This window comes from Intestinibacter sp. (assembly GCF_022780145.1).
Classification (GTDB): Bacteria; Bacillota; Clostridia; order Peptostreptococcales; family Peptostreptococcaceae; genus Intestinibacter.
The window spans coordinates 1-19,413 of the sequence record NZ_JALEXO010000062.1 but is presented as its reverse complement, the minus strand read 5'-3'; the positions used below and the strand labels follow the sequence as shown (position 1 = coordinate 19,413).

Sequence of the window (19,413 nt, the reverse complement as noted above, 5' to 3'; positions counted from 1 at the left end):
TGATATGTTAAATTATATTATTTTAATATTAAGGTGTGGTTGGAGTTCCAGTGCCACCACCAGTTTCACCAGTACCACCGCCAGTTTCACCAGTACCACCGCCAGTTTCGCCAGTGCCACCACCGGTTTCACCAGTACCACCACCGGTTTCGCCAGTACCACCGCCAGTTTCGCCAGTGCCACCACCAGTTTCACCAGTACCACCGCCAGTTTCGCCAGTACCACCGGTTTCACCAGTATCGTTATTAGTAGGTGGGTTGTCTCCGTCACCAGCAGGTGTTTCATTAGGTGGTTGTTGTGTAGCTGTGCCAGTATTATTTTGTACAGGAGCTTGATAGCTACTTGTTCTAGTTGGAGAAGTTCCTTTTACAAAGGCTGCCTTAGAACCGTAAGTAGATATTCCGCCATCTGTTAAATTAATTTTGTAGAAGTTTATTCCAGCTGGGGCTTCAAAATCAATTACTTCTAGATTTTCATGTATAGGCTTCATAACACTAGCCCATAATGAAGCGGCTACAGGACTAGATCCCTCTACAGAACGCATTTTTATTACATTTCCATTAGCGTCTTTTCGACCTGGGTCATCTGCTATATAAGTAGCACCGACATAATATGGAGTATATCCGACAAACCATACACAGTATTTATTATTAGTAGTACCAGTTTTACCAGCAACAGGCATACTTCCTATAGAAGCATTAGAACCAGTACCTTCTGTAACTACTGCTTTAAGCATATCTGTCATTACATAAGCTACTTCTTCATCGACAACTCTGTGTTCTTCTGGATTAGCCTTTACAATTAATTCGCCACTATAAGTACTAACTGTAGTGAATACAGTAGGTTCTATATAAACACCACCATTAGCTAAAGCACCATAGGCTGCTGACATTTCAAGTGGAGAAATACCATAAGCCATACCTCCTAATGTTAAAGAAGGGAATGTTCTATCAGTAGTAGCAGAATTATTTGTTTTACTATCTACAACACTAGTTATACCAAAATTCTTAAGGTAATCTATCATTACATCTATACATTCATCGTAATCATCGCCTAAGCTTTCAGCGACTTTTACAGCAACTGTATTAGAAGATTTTGCCATACCTAAACGTAAACTCATATTTCCAGCACCTGCAGTAGTTGTAGATGGATTCCATTTTTGGTTTTTAGCAAATTTATATCCACCTCTAGCATCACTAAATACTGATGATTGAGTCATCTCCAATGTATCTATAGCAGGTGTATAGATAGAAAGTGGTTTAATTGCAGAACCTGGTTGAGAAGGGCTAGTAGCTCTATTTAATGTTCTCTTACCTTTTACATTTCTACCACCGATTAGAGATTTAATTTGACCATTATGGTAGTCCATTATAACCATGGCAGATTGTGGTTGCATTATACCATTTACATCAGTACCAGAGTTTACAGGGAAGTTGGAACTATTATTATATTGTGATTCAAGCTCAGCTTGCATATTAGAATCTATAGTAGTTTGGATTTGTAAACCACCATTATAATATAAGTTATTAGCTTCTTCTCGAGTGTATCCTTGATCTTTTAAGGCTTCTATAACTTCTTCATATACATAATCTTCAACTGTAGAAACTATAGTTTCGATAGATTTAGGTATTTCTATTTTAACATTTGCTGCATCAATACATGCTTGGTCGTATTCACTTTGAGATATATACTCATTTTCTAGCATTTTCTTAAGGACTGTTCTAGCTCTACCGACAGCATTTTCGTTTAATACAGCTTTTCTAACTACCATAGTACCCTTCTTTAGTTGGATATATGTATCGTAGTCAGTAATCAAGCCCCAAGAATATAATTTATCTATCATATTTAATTCTACTTGAGTAGGATCGTCAAATCCATCATTTGAAGTATGAGAATAAAATAATAATTTGTTTTCTAAATCGGATCTTTGTTCAGAACCATCTAACTTAATTTTAGTATAAGGCGCATATCTTGATGGGTTATTTGTTGCACCAACTAACATAGCTGCTTCAGGTAATGTAAGCTTTTCAGCTGCTTTGTTGAAATACCCTTGTGAAGCGGCTTCAATTCCATAAAAACTATTACCTACAAACATGTTGTTTAAGTATGTAAGCAAGATATCGTCTTTGGTTACAGTTTTACTCATTTCGTAAGCGTAGTAAATATCCTTTATTTTACGAGTTAGGGTTTGATCTTGAGAGGTTAAAAGTAGTTTTGAGACCTGCATAGGTATTGTACTACCACCTTGTTTTTGTCCAAGGAGAGTTTTTACAACAGATCTAAATAGACCTTTTATATCGACACCGTTATGTTCATAAAATCTGGCATCTTCAATCGATATAAGGGCTTTTTTAACAGTTTCATTATTTAACTTCTTAAGAGGCTCCTTTTTATCTCCTGTTTCAGCTTCTGCCAAAGTACCACCATCTGCGTATTTTAAGACAGTTTTACTGTAAGTTTTTTGATCAAGTACACCTTTAGTAACTACAGCGGTATCTCTTAAAGATGAGAAAACTAGTGCTGAACCGACAGCAACACCTGTTACCAACATAAATAAAATTAGTATACCAAAAATTTTAATTTTACTTCTTTTTCTGTGCTTTTTAGGTTTTGATGAAACTTTTTTATAATCATTTTTAGATGTGTTTTTAGTTACATCAGTTTTGGAAGAACTAACTTTTCTTCTTCTGATTTTATTTTTATCATCATTATCTCTGCTCATTATATACCTCCTTACTTAATGCATAATTATAACATATTTTAAGTGCTTTTTATAGTTAATAAAAATTTGTAAGAAATACGTAAGTAAATATACCTCCCCTTATTATATAATTATATCCTTAAAATACTAAATTCAACAATAATAATTAATATTATTAAGTGATATCTAATTGGTAGCTAAAAAAGAATAAGGATTTTTTTACTTCTATAAAATAAATATGTATAGGCTTATATTTGTTATGACTACTAAAAATAATCTCTGAAATATATACAGAGATTATTTTTAGATATTTTGTTTTTACAGCATCCATTTTATATAAACGCCATATCCTACTTCAGGATTGTTTTCTAGGGCATGGGATATAGCTCCTATTATTTTACCATTTTGGACAATTGGCGTACCGCTCATACCTTGGACAATTCCTCCAGTTTCTTTTAATAAATTTTTATCTGTAATTTTTATTTTAAATGTTTTAGGTGCTGGAGAATATTGATTTTCAATTTTTAATATTTCAATATCGTATTTTATGCATTTATTTTGTGTATTTTGCAATATTATTTGTGCTTTTCCTAATTTTACTTCGTCTAAATCAGCTACTTTATATTTATCTTCATAAGAAAAATCTATGTTTTTAGTAAAGCCTTTTATTCCGTATTCTGTGTTTTTATTAAAATTACCAATTATATAATTTTTATTAGCATTTATACATCCTACGCTTCCTCGAGATGATTTTTCTATATCTAAATTTGTGGTTGTAGAGATACTACCGTATTTAATTGGTATTTGCTTTGTATTTCCTATATTTATGGAGTGCCCTACAGCCCCAAATTCGTTATTTTCAGGATTTATATACGTTAAAGTCGCAAATCCTGAGATGGCGTTGTTGAAGTTGATTTTTTTCAGAGCTTCTCTGTTGCAAATTACGTTTTTTATTTGATTTCCTCTTTTGATTTTAATTTTAAAATTCTCATCAGATGAAGAAAAAAATACATCCGATAGCTGACAAAAATCTTTTATTGGAATTTCCTGTGCTTCTAGTATTAAATCACCGCTTTTTAATGGACAGCCTTTAACTTCATTTCTTACAATTAAATTTTCTAGCTCTCCATCTATCTGTATTACTTTTCCAATAGGTATTAAATATTTTTCGTCGTTTTTTTCAAATGAATATGCATAATTTACACTATTCATGAAAAAATATAGTAAAAGGATAGTACAAATTAAAAATAAATTATTTAAGTTACACCATTTTGTTTTTTTACTGAAAGCTTTAGTTTTCAAACTTGTAAACACCTTCTTTCTTTAGTTTTGTTGGTGCTTTAATATTATATTTTGCAAAAGTTATTTTTTAATGCTTGGAAATCAACTTCAAGGTAACCGTAGATTTCATAAATAAACAGAGCATAAATATCGATTATTGAAATAAACTAAAATAAAAATAAAAAGAAATAAAATTTTAAGTATCTTTGATTTTATTTCTTTTTAATCTTTCTTTTAACTATTTTTTTTGAACATCTTTTTCGTTTTGGAGATTTTGATTTGTTATCAGGTGAGGTGACTGCAACATCTGGCACGGGAGGGACGAATATTTCTTCTTCTCCAGTGTTACAGCTTTGAACTGCTGTAATCAGTGCTAATTCATCTGATAAAACAGCAAAAAAAGTAGACAGTATATTTAAATCAATTTGTGATAATTCTTCTCCCAATGCAATTGCTAGAGTAGAAGCTAAAACTATGTAATCAGTAGATGAGAAGTAGCATAATTTTGATTGAGTTTGTTCGTTTGTATTATTGCTTTGAGAATTTGTATTGTTATTTTGAGATTGTTCATTATTTTTTGTGTCACAATTTCTTTTTTTATTTTTCAAGAGTTATCACCTCTATAAAATTTTATGTATATAAATATATATGAGAAATTAAATAGTTAAATGAAAATTAAAATATCGAGGAGTGTCGTATGAGAAAATATAAATTTTTAATTGTTTTTATATTAATAGCTGGAATTATAATAATTGCAAAATCAAATCAAACTAAAAATTTAGTGAATTTTGTTTCAAACTTAAATACAGTAACTATAAAACAAAATGAAAAATACACTATTTGTATAGATCCAGGTCATCAATTAAAGGGTGACTCAGATACAGAGCAAATGGCACCGGATTCAGGTTCATATAAAGCAAGAGTATCATCTGGAACAGCAGGAATAGCTACCAAAAAGCCAGAATACGAATTAAATTTAGAGGCATCTTTAAAATTAAAGCATATATTAGAAAGCAGAGGATATAAAGTTTTGATGACTAGAGAGAGTCATGATGTAAATATCAGCAATATGGAGAGGGCAATATTTGCCAATGAAAATAATGCTGATATGGTGGTTAGAATTCATGCTGATGGTTCTAATGATTCAGGAGTTACAGGAGCTTGTATCTTGATACCTTCAAAGGATGGTCAGTATACTTCAGGCATTTTTAGTGATAGCTCTGAGTGTGCTAAGTACGTAAATGAGAATATGAAAAATAACGGATTTAAAGTAAATGGAATATTCGAGAGAAGTGATTTGACTGGATTTAACTGGTCTAAGGTTCCTGTTGTCTTAGTTGAAATGGGATTTATGAGTAATTACACAGAAGATCAAAACATGGCTAGTCCACAATACCAAGAAAAAATGATGAAGTGTATTGCAGATGGATTAGATCAATATTTTAAAAATAAAAAATAAGGTGATATCATGACAAAAATATGGGGGAAAAGTAATAGGGCTTTAGAGAAAACATTTAATATTATAGGACCGATTAAAAATAAATTTTTAAAGCCAGATTGCAGAGTACATTTATTTATACAAGAAAATGCTATGAATAGTCTATGGTTCAATGAATATTATGAGGTCTACGAATTTTTTTATAAATATACAAACATAATAAATCAAGGTATTGTATGGGCTGATCAAGACTTAAAATCTTATTGCCATTTTTTTAATGCAAATACTAATAAGGGGCTTCCAGGTATGGAGGATAATGCTCTTACTTTGGCTATAAAATATTATAAATACTCTACAGCTTATTTTTATGAAAATAACATGGAGCTAGCTATGTTTTACTTAGGAGCAGTTTGTCATTTGATACAAGATGTAAATGTACCACAGCATGCTATGGGATATTTGTTGAATAACCATATGCAGTTTGAGAACTATGTAAAACAGAATTATTTAAAAATAAATAGATTTAAAACATATGATGAACCGATTTTTTTTGATAATATAGAGAGCTATATAAAGTTTAATTCTTTAAATGCTATCAAGACCGCTCATATGTATAAAAACATAAAAAATCTAAACATAAAATTTTATTTAATTGCAGAAAAATCCTTGAAATTATCACAGAGAACGACAGCTGGGTTTATGATTTTGTATTTTAAAAATACATATATGCAAAACCCCAAAAATCAAATATAATAGTATAGATATGAACAAATAAAATTTTATGAGAGGTGAATAGATGCTAGTAGTAGAAAATGTTAGTCATGGTTTCGGAGCGAGAACAATACTAGAAAATGTTTCTTTCAGACTTAAAAAGGGAGAGCATATAGCCCTTGTAGGTGCCAATGGAGAAGGAAAATCTAGTTTCTTAAATATAATAACAAAAAAATTAATGCCAGATGCAGGTAATATCAAATGGTCATCAAGAGCGACAGTAGGATATTTAGATCAACATGCGGTTTTGCAAAAGGGTATGACTATAAAGGACGTACTTAGAGATGCCTTCAAGCATATGTTTGATTTAGAACAAGAAATGCTAAAAATGTACGATCAAATGGCAGATGCGGACGAGGATCAAATGAGCAAGCTTCTTGAAGAAACAGCAGAAATACAAACAATACTTGAAAACAGCGGATTTTATATAATAGATGCCAAGATTCAAGAGGTAGCAAATGGTTTAGGATTAGGCGAAATAGGACTTGATAGAGATGTAACTGATTTAAGTGGTGGTCAAAGAACAAAGGTACTTCTTACTAAATTATTATTAGAAAGTCCAACAATACTAATACTTGACGAACCTACAAACTACCTAGACGAGGAGCATATAGTATGGCTTACAAAATATTTACAAGAATACGAAAACAGCTTTATTCTTGTATCGCATGATGTTGATTTTATAAACAATACATGTAACGTAATCTACCATATAGAAAATGCTACTCTTACAAGATATAAAGGAAATTACGACGAATTTGTAAGACTTAGAGATATCAAGAAAAGACAAGAAGAAAGTGCTTACGAAAAACAAGTTGAAGAGAGAAAGAAGCTTGAAGATTTCGTAGCTAGAAATAAAGCAAGGGTTGCAACTAGAGGTATGGCGAACTCAAGACAAAAAATACTTGATAAGATGGAAATCTTAGAAAGACCAAAAGAAAAAATAAAACCTCAATTTGCATTTAGAAATGCAAGAGCTGCAGCTAGAATAATATTTGAAACAAAGGACTTAGTATTAGGATATAACGAGCCTCTAACTAAGCCTCTAAACTTCCAACTAGAAAGAGGACAAAAGATAGCTCTAAAAGGTATGAATGGTATAGGAAAATCAACACTTTTAAAGACTTTACTTGGAATTATAAAGCCATTTGAAGGAGAAGTTGAGCTAGGAGATTATTTAGAGGTTGGATATTTTGAACAAGAAAGCTCTATGGAAAATTACAATACAGCTCTAGAAGATGTATGGCAAGAATATCCAGCCTTGACTAACTACGAAGTTAGACAAGCTTTAGCTAAATGTGGACTTACTAACGAACATATAACAAGCCAAGTTAGAGTTCTAAGTGGGGGAGAAGCAGCTAAGGTTAGATTATGTAAATTAATGCTAAAGGACATAAATTTCTTAGTGCTAGACGAACCTACAAACCACTTAGATGTGGAAGCAAAGGACGAATTAAAGAATGCTATCAAGGAATTTAAAGGAACTGTGCTTTTAGTTTGCCATGAGCCTGAATTCTACGGAGATATAGTAGATGATGTTTGGAATATAGAAGATTTTACTACAAAAATAGTTTAATATCAGTGATACTTACATCGAAAAATGAGTAAACTGAAGGGGGATGATAACTATTGAATAAGTTATCAAACATTGTTGTATCTCTATGCTTAGCGTTGGCGATGATAGGAGCATCAGTTATTATAACTCTAAATATAAGAGATATTTACTATAATGATATAGATAAACTAAATATAGAGTCTATGAGTGGATTATCAAGGGAGGAAATTATAGAAAACTACGATTATTTAATCGACTATAATTTAAGCTCAAATGTAGGCGAATTTAAATTACCAACTCTTACTTCGTCTAAGCCTGGAAAAATTCACTTTGAAGAGGTTAGAGATATATTTCAAAATGTAAAATTACTTACTATAATTTGTGGAGTGATAGCTATTATAGGAGGTATTTTACAGATTAGAAAAAGAGATTTTAAATTTTTAAGAAATTCATCGATATTAATAATAATACTGCCAGTGCTGCTGGCGATTCCAATAGCTATAAATTTTAATGCTTGTTTTATATTATTTCATAAAATAATGTTTAGCAATGATTATTGGATTTTCGATCCACAGCTAGATCCAGTTATTAATATGTTGCCAGAAGAATTTTTTATGCATATGGGAATTACAATTTTAATTATTATGTTGATTGTGAGTATAATACTACAATTGTTATATAGATTATTGAAAAAAATAAATTTCCAAAATTAAAAAAGATTGAAACGAAATAAAATAAATGATATGATTGATTTATCAAGTTAAGACTGAAACAAAAACTATGAGACGAAAAAATATGAGTTAGAAGGTGCAAATCCATCTAACTCATATTTTTTTATTCATTATCTAGTTTTGTTATTTCTACAATATCTTGAAATTTTCCGATGATATAATCGTAATTATCCCTTTTATGTGGAAGAGTGCAATTTGTACAATCTTTTATACCTTTTTCTGTGTATCTAAAATTACCACCACATTTATCTTTCAAAGCATATAAAGGACAATAGCAGAATAAACAGTTAAAATTTTCTGGGTCATTTGTTTTATGACATGGAAAATACTCACACTTATTATTATTAAAAAATCTGTAACTCAATTTAATCTTTCCTCCAAAATTTATAATTTAATATGAGATAATTTTATTATACTATTTTGACTTAATTTATTATACTTATAATATAGAAATTTTTAAGGAGAGCGCCTATGAATGATTTTAGAGAAGCTTCGACTATGGAGTTGTTTTTTAGTATAACGACAGACTTTAAAATTAAAATGAAAAGGTTTGAAGAGCTATTTAAAGAGCAAGTGTTAAAAATGACTTCAAAGCCAGAGAATAAAGATATAAGAAAAGAATTAAAAAATGAAAAGGATTTTAAAATTGCAAATAAAAAAATGAAGAAATTAACAGTTTTAGAATTAGAAAAACAAGCAGAAGAAGGCGATGTAGAATCACAATTTTGTTTGGGAAATTATTATTTTATTTTAGATAAGGAAAGTGATAACGAGGAAAATAATAAAAAAGCATTTAAATGGTATAAAAAAGCGGCAGAAAATGGATTATCTGAAGCACAATATAATTTAGCGAATTTCTACATGAATGGCCTGGGAACAGACGAAAGTCAAGAAAAAGCCTTTGAATGGTATAAAAAAGCAGCAGAACAAGGTCATATAGAATCGAATCTTTGTCTTGCTATTTGCTATGAACAAGGGATAGGAACAGATGTAGATGAAGAAAAAGCCTTTAATATAGCAAAATCAATAGAGGATAAAAATAATCCCAGTATAGAGTATTGTCTAGGTGTTTACTATGAACAGGGCATAGGAACAGATATAGATCTTGAAAAAGCATTTGATTGTTATAAAAATTGTGCTAATAAAGGATATGATAAGGGACAGCTTAGAGTAGCCTATTGCTATGAAAATGGGATAGGAGTAAAACAGGATTACAAAAAAGCATTTAACAGATATAAAAAAGCCATGAGCAATGGAAATGAAGACGCTAAGTATTTAGTGGGACATTGCTACGAAGAAGGAATTGGAACAAATGTAGATTATAAAAAGGCTTTTTCAATATATGAAGAACTATACTACATGGATCATGAGGATGGAACTTTTAAACTAGCTCAGTGTTATGAAAATGGTATAGGGACAGATGTAGATAAGGAAGAGGCTTTTAAATTATATAATGAGCTGGCGAGTATAGATAACGAGGATGCTAAATTTTATCTAGCACAATGCAATGAAATAAGCCGTAAAAATAATGATGCCAAAGACGATTATATAGAAGAAAGTTGTATAGAATACGATGAAGAAGAGATAGACCAAGAATTTGATGAATCTATAGATACAGAGTACGATATAAGTCTAGATAAGATGGACGAAATGCGAGAAGATGATTACGATACTGATGTGATAGCAGAGGTAGAAGATGACATTGAGCTAGAAGATGATATCTTGTTTAGTGATGACTTAAATATAAATGTATTTTTAGAGCAAACTATATTTAAACAGGTTACTGATAAAAATCTAGAAAGTGATTTGAAAAAATTAATAGTTAAAATTGATAAATGTCTAAATTCAACAAATGGAGCTTTAAATTTCAAGAGTCTAGGTTTTAAAAAATACGAAGGTGTAAATAATAAAATCTATGGATTCGATTTTAATAATAAGGTAAACGACAGCGATAGAATAATAGCCTGTTTTGTAGAGGATTACGCAAAGAAAAATGAGTTTGATTTTGAAAGATATATTAATAGCGATAATAAGGATAAACAAGGCATTATATTATTTTCAATAGCAAAACACAACGACCAAGAGAGAGAAGCTCTAAAGGTATCAAAAAAAATCAACAGTAATTTCTATAAAGAAGATAAATTTAAAAGCTTAAATAAAAATAAAGGTAAGAAGACAATGCTTAGAACAGTTGCCTCTGACAACAATATGCAAGAAAATAATATGACATTTAGATCTATGAACTTCAACGACAAAGAAATCATATATCAAGAGGTATTGACTAAGGAGCAGGCAAAAAATATAAATTCATTTATACAAAAATCAGAGCCATTTATATTATCTGGAATCGCTGGAAGTGGTAAAACATTATCGACTATAAGTTTAATTCCAGATATGGTAGAAAAAATCAAAAACAACGGTACAACAGATAAAATACTATACGTTACTTTTTCTAACAACCTAAAGGAATATGTAAAATCAAAGGTCATGGAGAGTTACTATGAGTTAAATGAATATGTAGACATAAGAACGTTTGAGGATATATGTACAGAAATTAATTATAAATACAACAACAAAAAAATAGACAGATCGAAAATAATAACTCAAAATTCCTACGATAAAAGCTTTACAAAGTTTTTAAACTGGTTGTATAGAACTTCTAGGGACAATAATATTTTAAAATTTATCAAAAAATACGAAAATGAAAAAAATATTATATACAGTGAAATATTCGGAATACTAAAGGGCTCTATGTATGTCGATTGGGATAGGAAGGAATCTAACATAGTAAAATCAGAATATTACATAAAAAGAAGTAAAAAAATAGTAGAGGACTATAAAATCTTCTCTGAAGATGATAGAGAGGCTATTTACTCTATAACTGAGAAATACAATGATTGGCTAGTTGAAAATGGATATTACGATATAAATGATATAGCATTTGAATTACAGAGTTTAATACAAGAAAAATCTATAAGCTACGAATACGTAGTAATAGACGAGGTTCAAGATTTTACAGAGGTTCAAATATATATGTTGTTTTTATTGGCTAAAGAACAAGAAATTTACGGCAAAAATAAAACTAGAAAGATTTTATTAGCCGGAGATCCAAATCAAATTATCAATCCTACTTTCTTTAAAATAGGTAGACTTACAAAGCTATTTTATCTATATGGATATAAATACGAGGTGCAAAGACTTAACGAAAACTTCAGAAATTCCATAAATATAATGAAGATGAATAATATAGTAAATGGAATCATCAACGAAAAACTTCCTGCGAGAAAAGAAGAAGATAGACAAGATGAAGTTACTAAAAACAATAAATCTGGAATAATAGAACAGCTCAAAGCTACAGAGAATAATCTAAAAATCGTATTTAGAGAAATAGATGCTTCTGCAAAGGTTGCACTTATAGTATCTGATGATGAACGCAAGGAATACCTAAAGGAAAAATACGACTGCAAAAGTGCGTTTACAATATCAGAGTTTAAGGGTAAGGAATTCGACAATATAATAGCTTATAATATACTATCTGATTACGCTGATATTTACGAAGAAATATATAAAAAGGAAGATATAAAGGAAGGTCACTACAGCTATTATTTCAATAGATTTTATGTTTCGATAACTAGAGCTAACTACAACTTAGTTTTAATAGAAGAAAAAGAAACGCAAATACTAAATGAAATCAAAGAAAAGCTAGGCGATGACTTGAAATATATTGAAAGCATAAGTTGTTTTAAGGATTTGAATTTAGGAGAGATAGTTGGAGACAGTATAGATTTATTTAATCTAGGTATGAAGTTCTTCAATGATGAAAAATATTCAGTGGCTAAAAATTACTTCATTAGAAGTGTAGAGCCGAATTCAAATAAATTGGCGGATTTATGTGACTTATTTGAAGAGGATGGCAATTACGAAGAGAGAGGAGATAAGTTATTTGAAATAGGCGAATACAAGTTGGCTCAAGGATATTATCAAAAAGCCTATGAGTTTTCGAAATTTGCTATTATGTACTTGTATATAGATAGCTTATCTTATGAAAAGCAGCTTAAGGAGTTTTATAATTGTCTAGAAAAAGAAAATATAGATTTTAGCGATTTATACGATGAATATTCATCTAAATTCGATAAGCTAAATGATATTTTAAGACATAAAATATTTAAAACAGAAAAATTGCAATCAGAAATTCAAGAAAAAATGAACAGCATAAATAAAATGATAAAAAATATAAACAGCAAGTTTAACTAAAAATGGGGAGAAGAATTATGGCAAATAATGAAATAAATACAAAAGGTATAATAAATTCAATAGATAGTTTTAATGAAAATAGTCAAAAGATATGTGCTTCATTAAATGGCTTAGAAACTAGTTTGAATGAGTTTAATAAATCTATATCTAAGTTAGATGATTTAAAGGAGATAGACTTAACTAAGAAAAAAATAGATGAATTAAAAACGTATAAGGATAAGGTGACGAGCACGATAGAAGGCTTAAAGACAATAGATGAGGATTTGTCTGGTATAGAAAATTTAATTGAAACTATTTCAAAGTTTAGTGAAGAAATTCAATCTGTTATGAAAAACAGCAATGCAATAAGTTTTAGCAATGTATCAAAAAATGTAAGAGACTTAGACAAGAAAATAACTGCCTTTAATAAAAAGATTGATACATTTGTCCAAAGTGAATTGTTAAAAAAAATGGATGCACAATATGAAGCATTGACTGAGCATTTTAACACTGCATTAGAAAAACAACAAAAGACTATAGAGTCAATGGAAGAAAAGTTAAGCCAAATTGAAACACAAAGCGGACAAATGGTTAAATTCGCACCAGCAAAAATCGACTCATCAAAAATAGCTTTTGATGGATTTGACAATATTGAAAATATGTTTAAAGATTTCATAGAAGAGATTATAGTACAATATACTAAAGCAGAACCTTCGAAAGCTAATATATACCGCGAATTTAGTGAAAATGTATTAAAAGCATTATCCGATGAAGGTGAATTAGAAGCAAGCTACATATTAGGTCAAAGATACTACGAAGCAGGTCAAATAGACATGGCGGTAGTTGAATACGAAAAGCTTGTCGATGGCGGAGATGATAGATGCAAGGATAGATTAATTGAAATCTACAAAGAAAAATCAAATGAAGGAAATGCCCTATATCAAGAAAAATTAGGATTTGAATTATATAGAGGCAAAATAATCGAAAAAGATGTAGATGAAGCAATTAAGCTATTAGAAAAAGCCGAACGCAACGGAAGTCCTAACAGTAAAAAGTATTTAGAATTAATAAGATTGAAATAATATTGAGATAGATTAAAGGGAGTATAGACGATTTTATTTATACTTCCTTTGTTTTGTTAATGTATAATTTGAATGAATATAAACTAAATTAAAAAAATACATATAAAACTTATGGTTTAATGATATAATTATTAGGATATAATAGGACTGAAAATATAAATACGCTTAATTTATAAAAATAACTAAAAAGAGGTGATTTCGTGGAAGAAAATCAAAAAGAAAAGGCGCTTTTAGTAGGCCTTAATATAACAACTAATGTGAAAAAAATCGACGATATTGATATAAATGAATCTATGCAGGAGTTAAAGGAACTAGTAAAGGCAGCTGGTGCAGAAGTAGTAGGATCTGTAATTCAAAATAGACCAACTAGAGATGCTGCTTATTTCATAGGAAAGGGTAAGGTAGAAGAAATAAGAGATTATTGCTATGCCCTTGGTGCTACTATGGTAGTTTTCAATGATGAATTATCCGGAGCGCATATGAGAAATATAGAGGATCTTATAGGCTTAAAAATAATAGACAGAACTGCCTTGATACTAGATATATTCGCACAGAGAGCTCTAAGTAAGGAAGGTAAGCTACAAGTCGAGCTTGCTCAGTTGAAATACAGACTTCCAAGACTTTACGGAATGGGTGGAGCGATGAGTAGAACTGGTGCAGGTATAGGAACTAGAGGACCAGGTGAACAAAAGCTAGAAATAGACAAAAGACATATTTTAAATAGAGCAGCAGATATAAGACGCGAGCTTAAAGAAGTAAAGCAAAACAGAGAAACTCAAAGAGTTCAACGTTTAAAATCAAATATTCCAATAGTTGCGCTTGTCGGATATACTAATGCAGGAAAATCTACTTTATTAAACGAACTAATAAAGACACATAAGGACTACGAAACAGAAAAAGAAGTCTTTGTAAAGGATATGCTGTTTGCGACACTTGATGTAACCTTGAGAAAAGCAACTCTACCAAATAAGAGAGACTTTTTAGTAGTAGATACTGTCGGATTTGTAAGCAAATTACCACATGATTTAGTAGATGCATTTAAGGCTACACTAGAAGAGGTTCAATATGCAGACTTAATACTACATGTTATAGATGCTACAAACAAAAGCTACGAGCTTCAAAAACAAACTACAGAAGAGGTTTTAAAGGAGCTTGGTGCATCAGATAAGAAAACTATTTTAGTCTACAATAAAATAGACAAATTAGAATTAGATATTTATCCAAGAAATAGAGAAGATAGAGTTTATATTTCTGCCAAAAAAGGTATAAATATGGATAAGCTTTTAAAAATAGTAGAAAATGCTTTAATGGAAGACACTTATCAAGTTAAATTACTACTTCCATATGATAAAGGTAATATATTCAGCAAAATAAAAGACAAATACAATGTAGACAATTTCGAATACGTTGAAAATGGAACAAAGCTTGAAGTCAATTTAGATGAAGAGGATTACAATATGTACAAAGGATATATAGTAGAAGAATAGATATGGACATAAGCTGGAGCAATATCGACAATCTAGAGGATTATTTTATCACATATCTTCTTTATACTGAATCTAAGACAGTGTCACAAATTAGCAGAATCAGAAATATATCTATTGCAGAAGTAAATGATCAATTAATTAAAGCAAAATTAGAGATAAAATCAGCTAACAAGCAAAAAGTAGAATCTTCAAAGGATGTATTGGATAAATTTTTAGAATTGGGAAAGGACTCTAGACTTGAATTTATGGAAAATTTAAGTCTAAATCAAGAAAAAGAGCTAAATTTTAAAAGAGAATTATACAAAAGAATACTTAGAGAAAAAAATGCAGATGATTTAATTGTCTTAATTTGGGCAGCTGGAGAAACTAGGGATGATAGATTTTTAAAAATACTTCATTCTCTGACAAATCACAGACATTCAGATGTAAGAAGGATAACCTATTCAGCTATTAGAAAAATATCTTCTCCAAAGAGCAAGGCCGTTTTAGAAAAGGGATTATACGATTCTAATCCACAGACTAGACAGTACTGCGCCAAGGCTCTTGCCAAGGTAGGAGATGACAAGACAGTCGATATTTTGCAAAGACTTATAAAAAATAAAAAGGCAAACGAAAAGGAATACGTTATAAGAGCATATAATGAGGCTATTTTAGCCTTGAAATATTTAACGGAAGGGGGAGAAAAGTGTTATGAAGACGTATAAGACATTACATGACTTCGGCTCAGATGAATATGTAGTGGAGAAATCTACATTTATAGGATATGCAAAGCCTATAAAATCTGAAGAAGAAGCAGTAGAATTTATAAATCAAATAAAGAAAAAACACAAGGATGCAACTCACAATGTTTGGGCTTACACTGTAGGAGAAACTATGAATATTCAACGATACAGCGACGATGGAGAGCCACAGGGAACAGCAGGTATACCTACATTAGAGGTCATAAAAAAGGAAGACTTAAGAGATGTAGTAGTCGTTGTAACTAGATATTTTGGAGGTATCAAGCTAGGTGCAGGCGGACTTGTCAGAGCATATACAAAGGGTGCAAAGATAGGAATAGAAGCGGCACAAATTATTCAAAAGGTAAAATACAAAGAAGTAAGTGTGACTATAGATTACAACCAAATAGGGAAAGTACAAAATGAAATAATGAATATGGGTTACACTATAAAAGATACCTTATACAGTGAAAAGGTAGAAATTATAGTTTATTCTAGAGAAGAAGATGTTGATTCACTTAAAGCCAAAATGATAGATATAACAAGTGGAACTGCGACTCTAGGCGAAAGTGAGAGCTTCTATCTATCAGAAAAAGATGGGAAAATCCTTTTATAATTAGGTAGACAAAATTCTTTTGACAGTAGATTTATTGAGGGGGATGGTTCTGATGGAAAGTGAAAGACTTAAAAGATCAAAACATATAGCAATTTCATTAGCTATAATAGGGATTTTATTTTTAGCTATAGTTGCTTTGAAATTATCTAAAAACGAAGAGATAATAATCTTCTGTTTTATGTATGGATTTATGGTTTTCATAGCAGTTAATATATTTAAATTAGCAAAGAGTGAGAATATAGCTATAAAAAATAATGTTGAGAATTTAAATAAATTACAAGAGGATTTAGAACGACAAAGCTTCATACAAGATATGTTAAATCACGCCAATATGGAATTTGAAATAAATGAAAAAATGGCGTACGTAAATCAAATTATTGAAAAATACAAAGATAGCGCCGATGGATATTACTATCGTGGCGAATTTTATATTAAATTTGAGAAATTTTATGCTGCCATAAAGGATTTTGAAAAAGCTTTGGAAATAGATCCAAACTACAAAGAGGCATATAGAGGTAAAGGCGTATGCTATAGTAGATTAGGTGATAATGATTTAGCGATAAAAAATTATAAAAAAGCTCTAGAAATAGATCCAAAATATGAAGTAGCATATTATAATTTAGGGGTATCTTATAGTAATTTAAAAGAATACGACAAAGCTATGGTAAATTACACTAAAGCTTTAAAATTAGATGAAAACGATGTAAGTGCTTATTATAATAGAGGTAGAATATTAGCTTATTTAGGTAGATATAAAGAAGCTTTAAAGGATTTTACAAATGCTATTAATCTTGAAAGATACGATGAGAGATTGGTTTATGAAAGAGCAGGAATTTATTATTTAATGAGACAATTTAAAAATGCTTTATTAGATTATAAGACATTTATTGAATTAGCTCCAAATATGAAAGAAGGATATTTGGGGATGGCAGATTGTTATTGTCAAATGAACCAAAATAATAATGCAATTGAATACTACAATAAGGCTATTGATATTGATCCAAATTATGAAGAAGCTTATTTAAATAGATCAGTTGCACACTTAAAACAAGATAATTTAAAGAAAGCTGTGAGGGATTTAGATAAAGTAATATTATTAAATCCAAAAAATGGAGAAGCTTACTACAATAGAGCTCTTGCATATAGTCAAATGGAAAACCATACAAAGGTAATACGTGATTTCTCAAAGGCTATCAAGATGGGATATGAAGTGGGAAGAGCCTATTGCAATAGAGGAAAGGAATACTCTTTAATAGGGAATTTCGAAAAGGCGAAGGATGATTACACTAGAGCTATAGATCATGGATACGAGAGCTACATAGTTTATATGGGAAGAGGAGCAGCTAATCTAGATTTAAAGAAATACGATGAAGCTATAGCTGATTTTGATAAGGCAATTGAATTAGATGACAGTCAAAATAAAAATTATTACTATAGAGGATTGGCTTATTATAATCTTAAAAAGTACAAAGAAGCAATAGATGATTTTTCTACTGCAATAGAAGGAAATCCTTCAGATATCGATGCATATCAAAAAAGAGGAGATGCTTATTGTCATGTAGGAGATTATGATAATGCTATAAGTGATTTTTTCACTATAAATAGCTTGGAAAAAAAGATTAAAAATTAATAAATTATAATAAAAAGCAGACTTTTGTAAGAATAAAAAGTCTGCTTTTTTGTTGTAAAATAACGTTACTTGCATTACAATATACTTAATACTTGCAATGCAAGTAACGTGAAAGGCAGGTGATATTTATGATTAATATTACTCAGATGTCGAAGGGAATTTTAGAAGGATGCGTGTTAATGGTTGTAAAGGACAAACCACTGTATTCTAAGGAAATAGTAGAGAGCTTAAAATCATATGGATTTAGTGATTTAACAGGGGGAACTATATTTCCGATGCTTGTCAGACTTGAAAAACAAGGGCTATTTGAAGTGAAAAAAGTACCAGTGAGTTCTGCACCCAGTCGTAAATACTATTCTTTGAGTGAAAAGGGAGAGCAAGAACTGATTCAGTTTCAACATGTATGGAATGAATTTCGCGATATTGTAGATAGTATTATGAAGAAAGGGGAAGCTTAACATGGCAAATAATAAAAATTTAAAACAGGAAAACAAAAAAGTACTGAAGTCTTTGCAGGATAAATATGTAAAAGAATATAAAAAAATAAAAAGTATGTTAAGTGAGGATATAAAATCAAAGGAGCAATTAGAAGAAATTTTAGAGGATATATTGGCATTGCTATTTGATGCACAAGAAGAAGGAAGAGAACCTCAGGAGATTTATGAAGGAGATTTTGAAGAATTTTATAGAAATTTACTGAATGCTTTATCTTCTAGTGTAGTTACTTCAGAAGAAAGAGTAAAAAATAAGAAGCGAAAAAATATTTTAATTGGATTACTGAGTTTTCTTATTATAATACTTGTGGCAACTGGAGTTTTATGGAAAAATGGTACGATAGGTATTTGGAGATACGGAATGGCTTTTTTAGAAACTGACTCTTCATATATTGTCAGAAGTAGAGAATTATATAATTTAAACGTTGAAATGCAAATTGATTTGAATGATTTAGGTAGCAATGTAGGTAAAATAATATATGATGATGGTGAGTGCAAGATAGAAATTAAATCGGTTTCTTATGAAAATGGAGATTATAAGATGTATTTTAAATCATATGGAAAATACGATAGAAAAGGCGGAATTTTGATTTCTCCTATTTCACATACTAATGATTCGTTGAAACAGGATGCATTTATACAGACGAATGTAGATGATTTGAATTATTTAGGCAA

General features: G+C 30.2%; 16 protein-coding genes. 12 read left to right on the top strand and 4 right to left on the bottom strand.

The genetic code is table 11. The features are described 5' to 3' along the window. Window positions 1-28: 28 nt before the first annotated feature. The 3 genes from MR593_RS02460 to MR593_RS02450 form a co-directional block, all read right to left on the bottom strand. Entirely contained in the window at window positions 29-2,722 is a 2,694-nt protein-coding gene (locus MR593_RS02460; RefSeq protein ID WP_290686636.1) for a transglycosylase domain-containing protein, read from the bottom strand. 297 nt (window positions 2,723-3,019) lie between these two features. Then, complete coding sequence (locus MR593_RS02455; protein ID WP_290686634.1) at window positions 3,020-3,913, bottom strand: SpoIVB peptidase S55 domain-containing protein; 894 nt, start codon at window positions 3,911-3,913, stop codon at window positions 3,020-3,022. Between the two features lie 281 nt (window positions 3,914-4,194). Then, the gene (locus MR593_RS02450; protein WP_290686632.1) at window positions 4,195-4,590 is read right to left on the bottom strand and encodes a hypothetical protein; all 396 of its coding nucleotides are present in this window, start codon (window positions 4,588-4,590) and stop codon (window positions 4,195-4,197) included. Window positions 4,591-4,679: 89 nt separating this feature from the next. Here MR593_RS02450 and MR593_RS02445 point away from each other — a divergent pair, with 89 nt between their 5' ends. From MR593_RS02445 to MR593_RS02430, 4 genes are read left to right on the top strand one after another with little or no spacing between them, the layout of a single operon-like run. After that, entirely contained in the window at window positions 4,680-5,441 is a 762-nt protein-coding gene (locus MR593_RS02445; RefSeq protein ID WP_290686630.1) for an N-acetylmuramoyl-L-alanine amidase family protein, read from the top strand. A gap of 9 nt (window positions 5,442-5,450) precedes the next feature. After that, a complete protein-coding gene (locus MR593_RS02440; protein ID WP_290686628.1) occupies window positions 5,451-6,173 on the top strand; it encodes a zinc dependent phospholipase C family protein in 723 nt (240 codons plus the stop codon). Window positions 6,174-6,216: 43 nt separating this feature from the next. Further along, on the top strand, window positions 6,217-7,767 hold the full coding sequence (locus MR593_RS02435; RefSeq protein WP_290686626.1) for an ABC-F family ATP-binding cassette domain-containing protein: 1,551 nt from the start codon (window positions 6,217-6,219) through the stop codon (window positions 7,765-7,767). A gap of 53 nt (window positions 7,768-7,820) precedes the next feature. Beyond that, complete coding sequence (locus tag MR593_RS02430) at window positions 7,821-8,459, top strand: TIGR01906 family membrane protein (protein WP_290686624.1); 639 nt, start codon at window positions 7,821-7,823, stop codon at window positions 8,457-8,459. Window positions 8,460-8,580: 121 nt separating this feature from the next. Here MR593_RS02430 and MR593_RS02425 read toward each other — a convergent pair whose 3' ends face one another. Next, entirely contained in the window at window positions 8,581-8,847 is a 267-nt protein-coding gene (locus MR593_RS02425) for a cysteine-rich small domain-containing protein (RefSeq protein ID WP_290686638.1), read from the bottom strand. Window positions 8,848-8,948: 101 nt separating this feature from the next. On the opposite strand from MR593_RS02425, the gene MR593_RS02420 reads away from it, so the two are divergent. The 8 genes from MR593_RS02420 to MR593_RS02385 form a co-directional block, all read left to right on the top strand. Further along, the gene (locus tag MR593_RS02420) at window positions 8,949-12,731 is read left to right on the top strand and encodes an AAA family ATPase (RefSeq protein WP_290686622.1); all 3,783 of its coding nucleotides are present in this window, start codon (window positions 8,949-8,951) and stop codon (window positions 12,729-12,731) included. A 17-nt stretch (window positions 12,732-12,748) separates the two neighbouring features. Beyond that, a complete protein-coding gene (locus MR593_RS02415; protein WP_290686620.1) occupies window positions 12,749-13,792 on the top strand; it encodes a hypothetical protein in 1,044 nt (347 codons plus the stop codon). 200 nt (window positions 13,793-13,992) lie between these two features. Further along, a complete protein-coding gene (gene hflX, locus MR593_RS02410; RefSeq protein WP_290686618.1) occupies window positions 13,993-15,279 on the top strand; it encodes a GTPase HflX in 1,287 nt (428 codons plus the stop codon). A 2-nt stretch (window positions 15,280-15,281) separates the two neighbouring features. After that, on the top strand, window positions 15,282-15,983 hold the full coding sequence (locus MR593_RS02405; protein ID WP_290686616.1) for a HEAT repeat domain-containing protein: 702 nt from the start codon (window positions 15,282-15,284) through the stop codon (window positions 15,981-15,983). Beyond that, window positions 15,970-16,614: a YigZ family protein gene (locus MR593_RS02400; RefSeq protein WP_290686615.1), complete on the top strand. Its 645-nt coding sequence runs from the start codon at window positions 15,970-15,972 to the stop codon at window positions 16,612-16,614. Before MR593_RS02405 ends, MR593_RS02400 begins: the two co-directional genes overlap by 14 nt. Window positions 16,615-16,666: 52 nt before the next feature. Next, a complete protein-coding gene (locus tag MR593_RS02395; RefSeq protein ID WP_290686613.1) occupies window positions 16,667-18,244 on the top strand; it encodes a tetratricopeptide repeat protein in 1,578 nt (525 codons plus the stop codon). 128 nt (window positions 18,245-18,372) lie between these two features. Then, a complete protein-coding gene (locus tag MR593_RS02390) occupies window positions 18,373-18,702 on the top strand; it encodes a PadR family transcriptional regulator (protein WP_290686611.1) in 330 nt (109 codons plus the stop codon). A 1-nt stretch (window position 18,703) separates the two neighbouring features. Next, window positions 18,704-19,413 (top strand): hypothetical protein (locus MR593_RS02385; protein WP_290686609.1); only part of this gene is annotated, 710 nt, incomplete at its 3' end.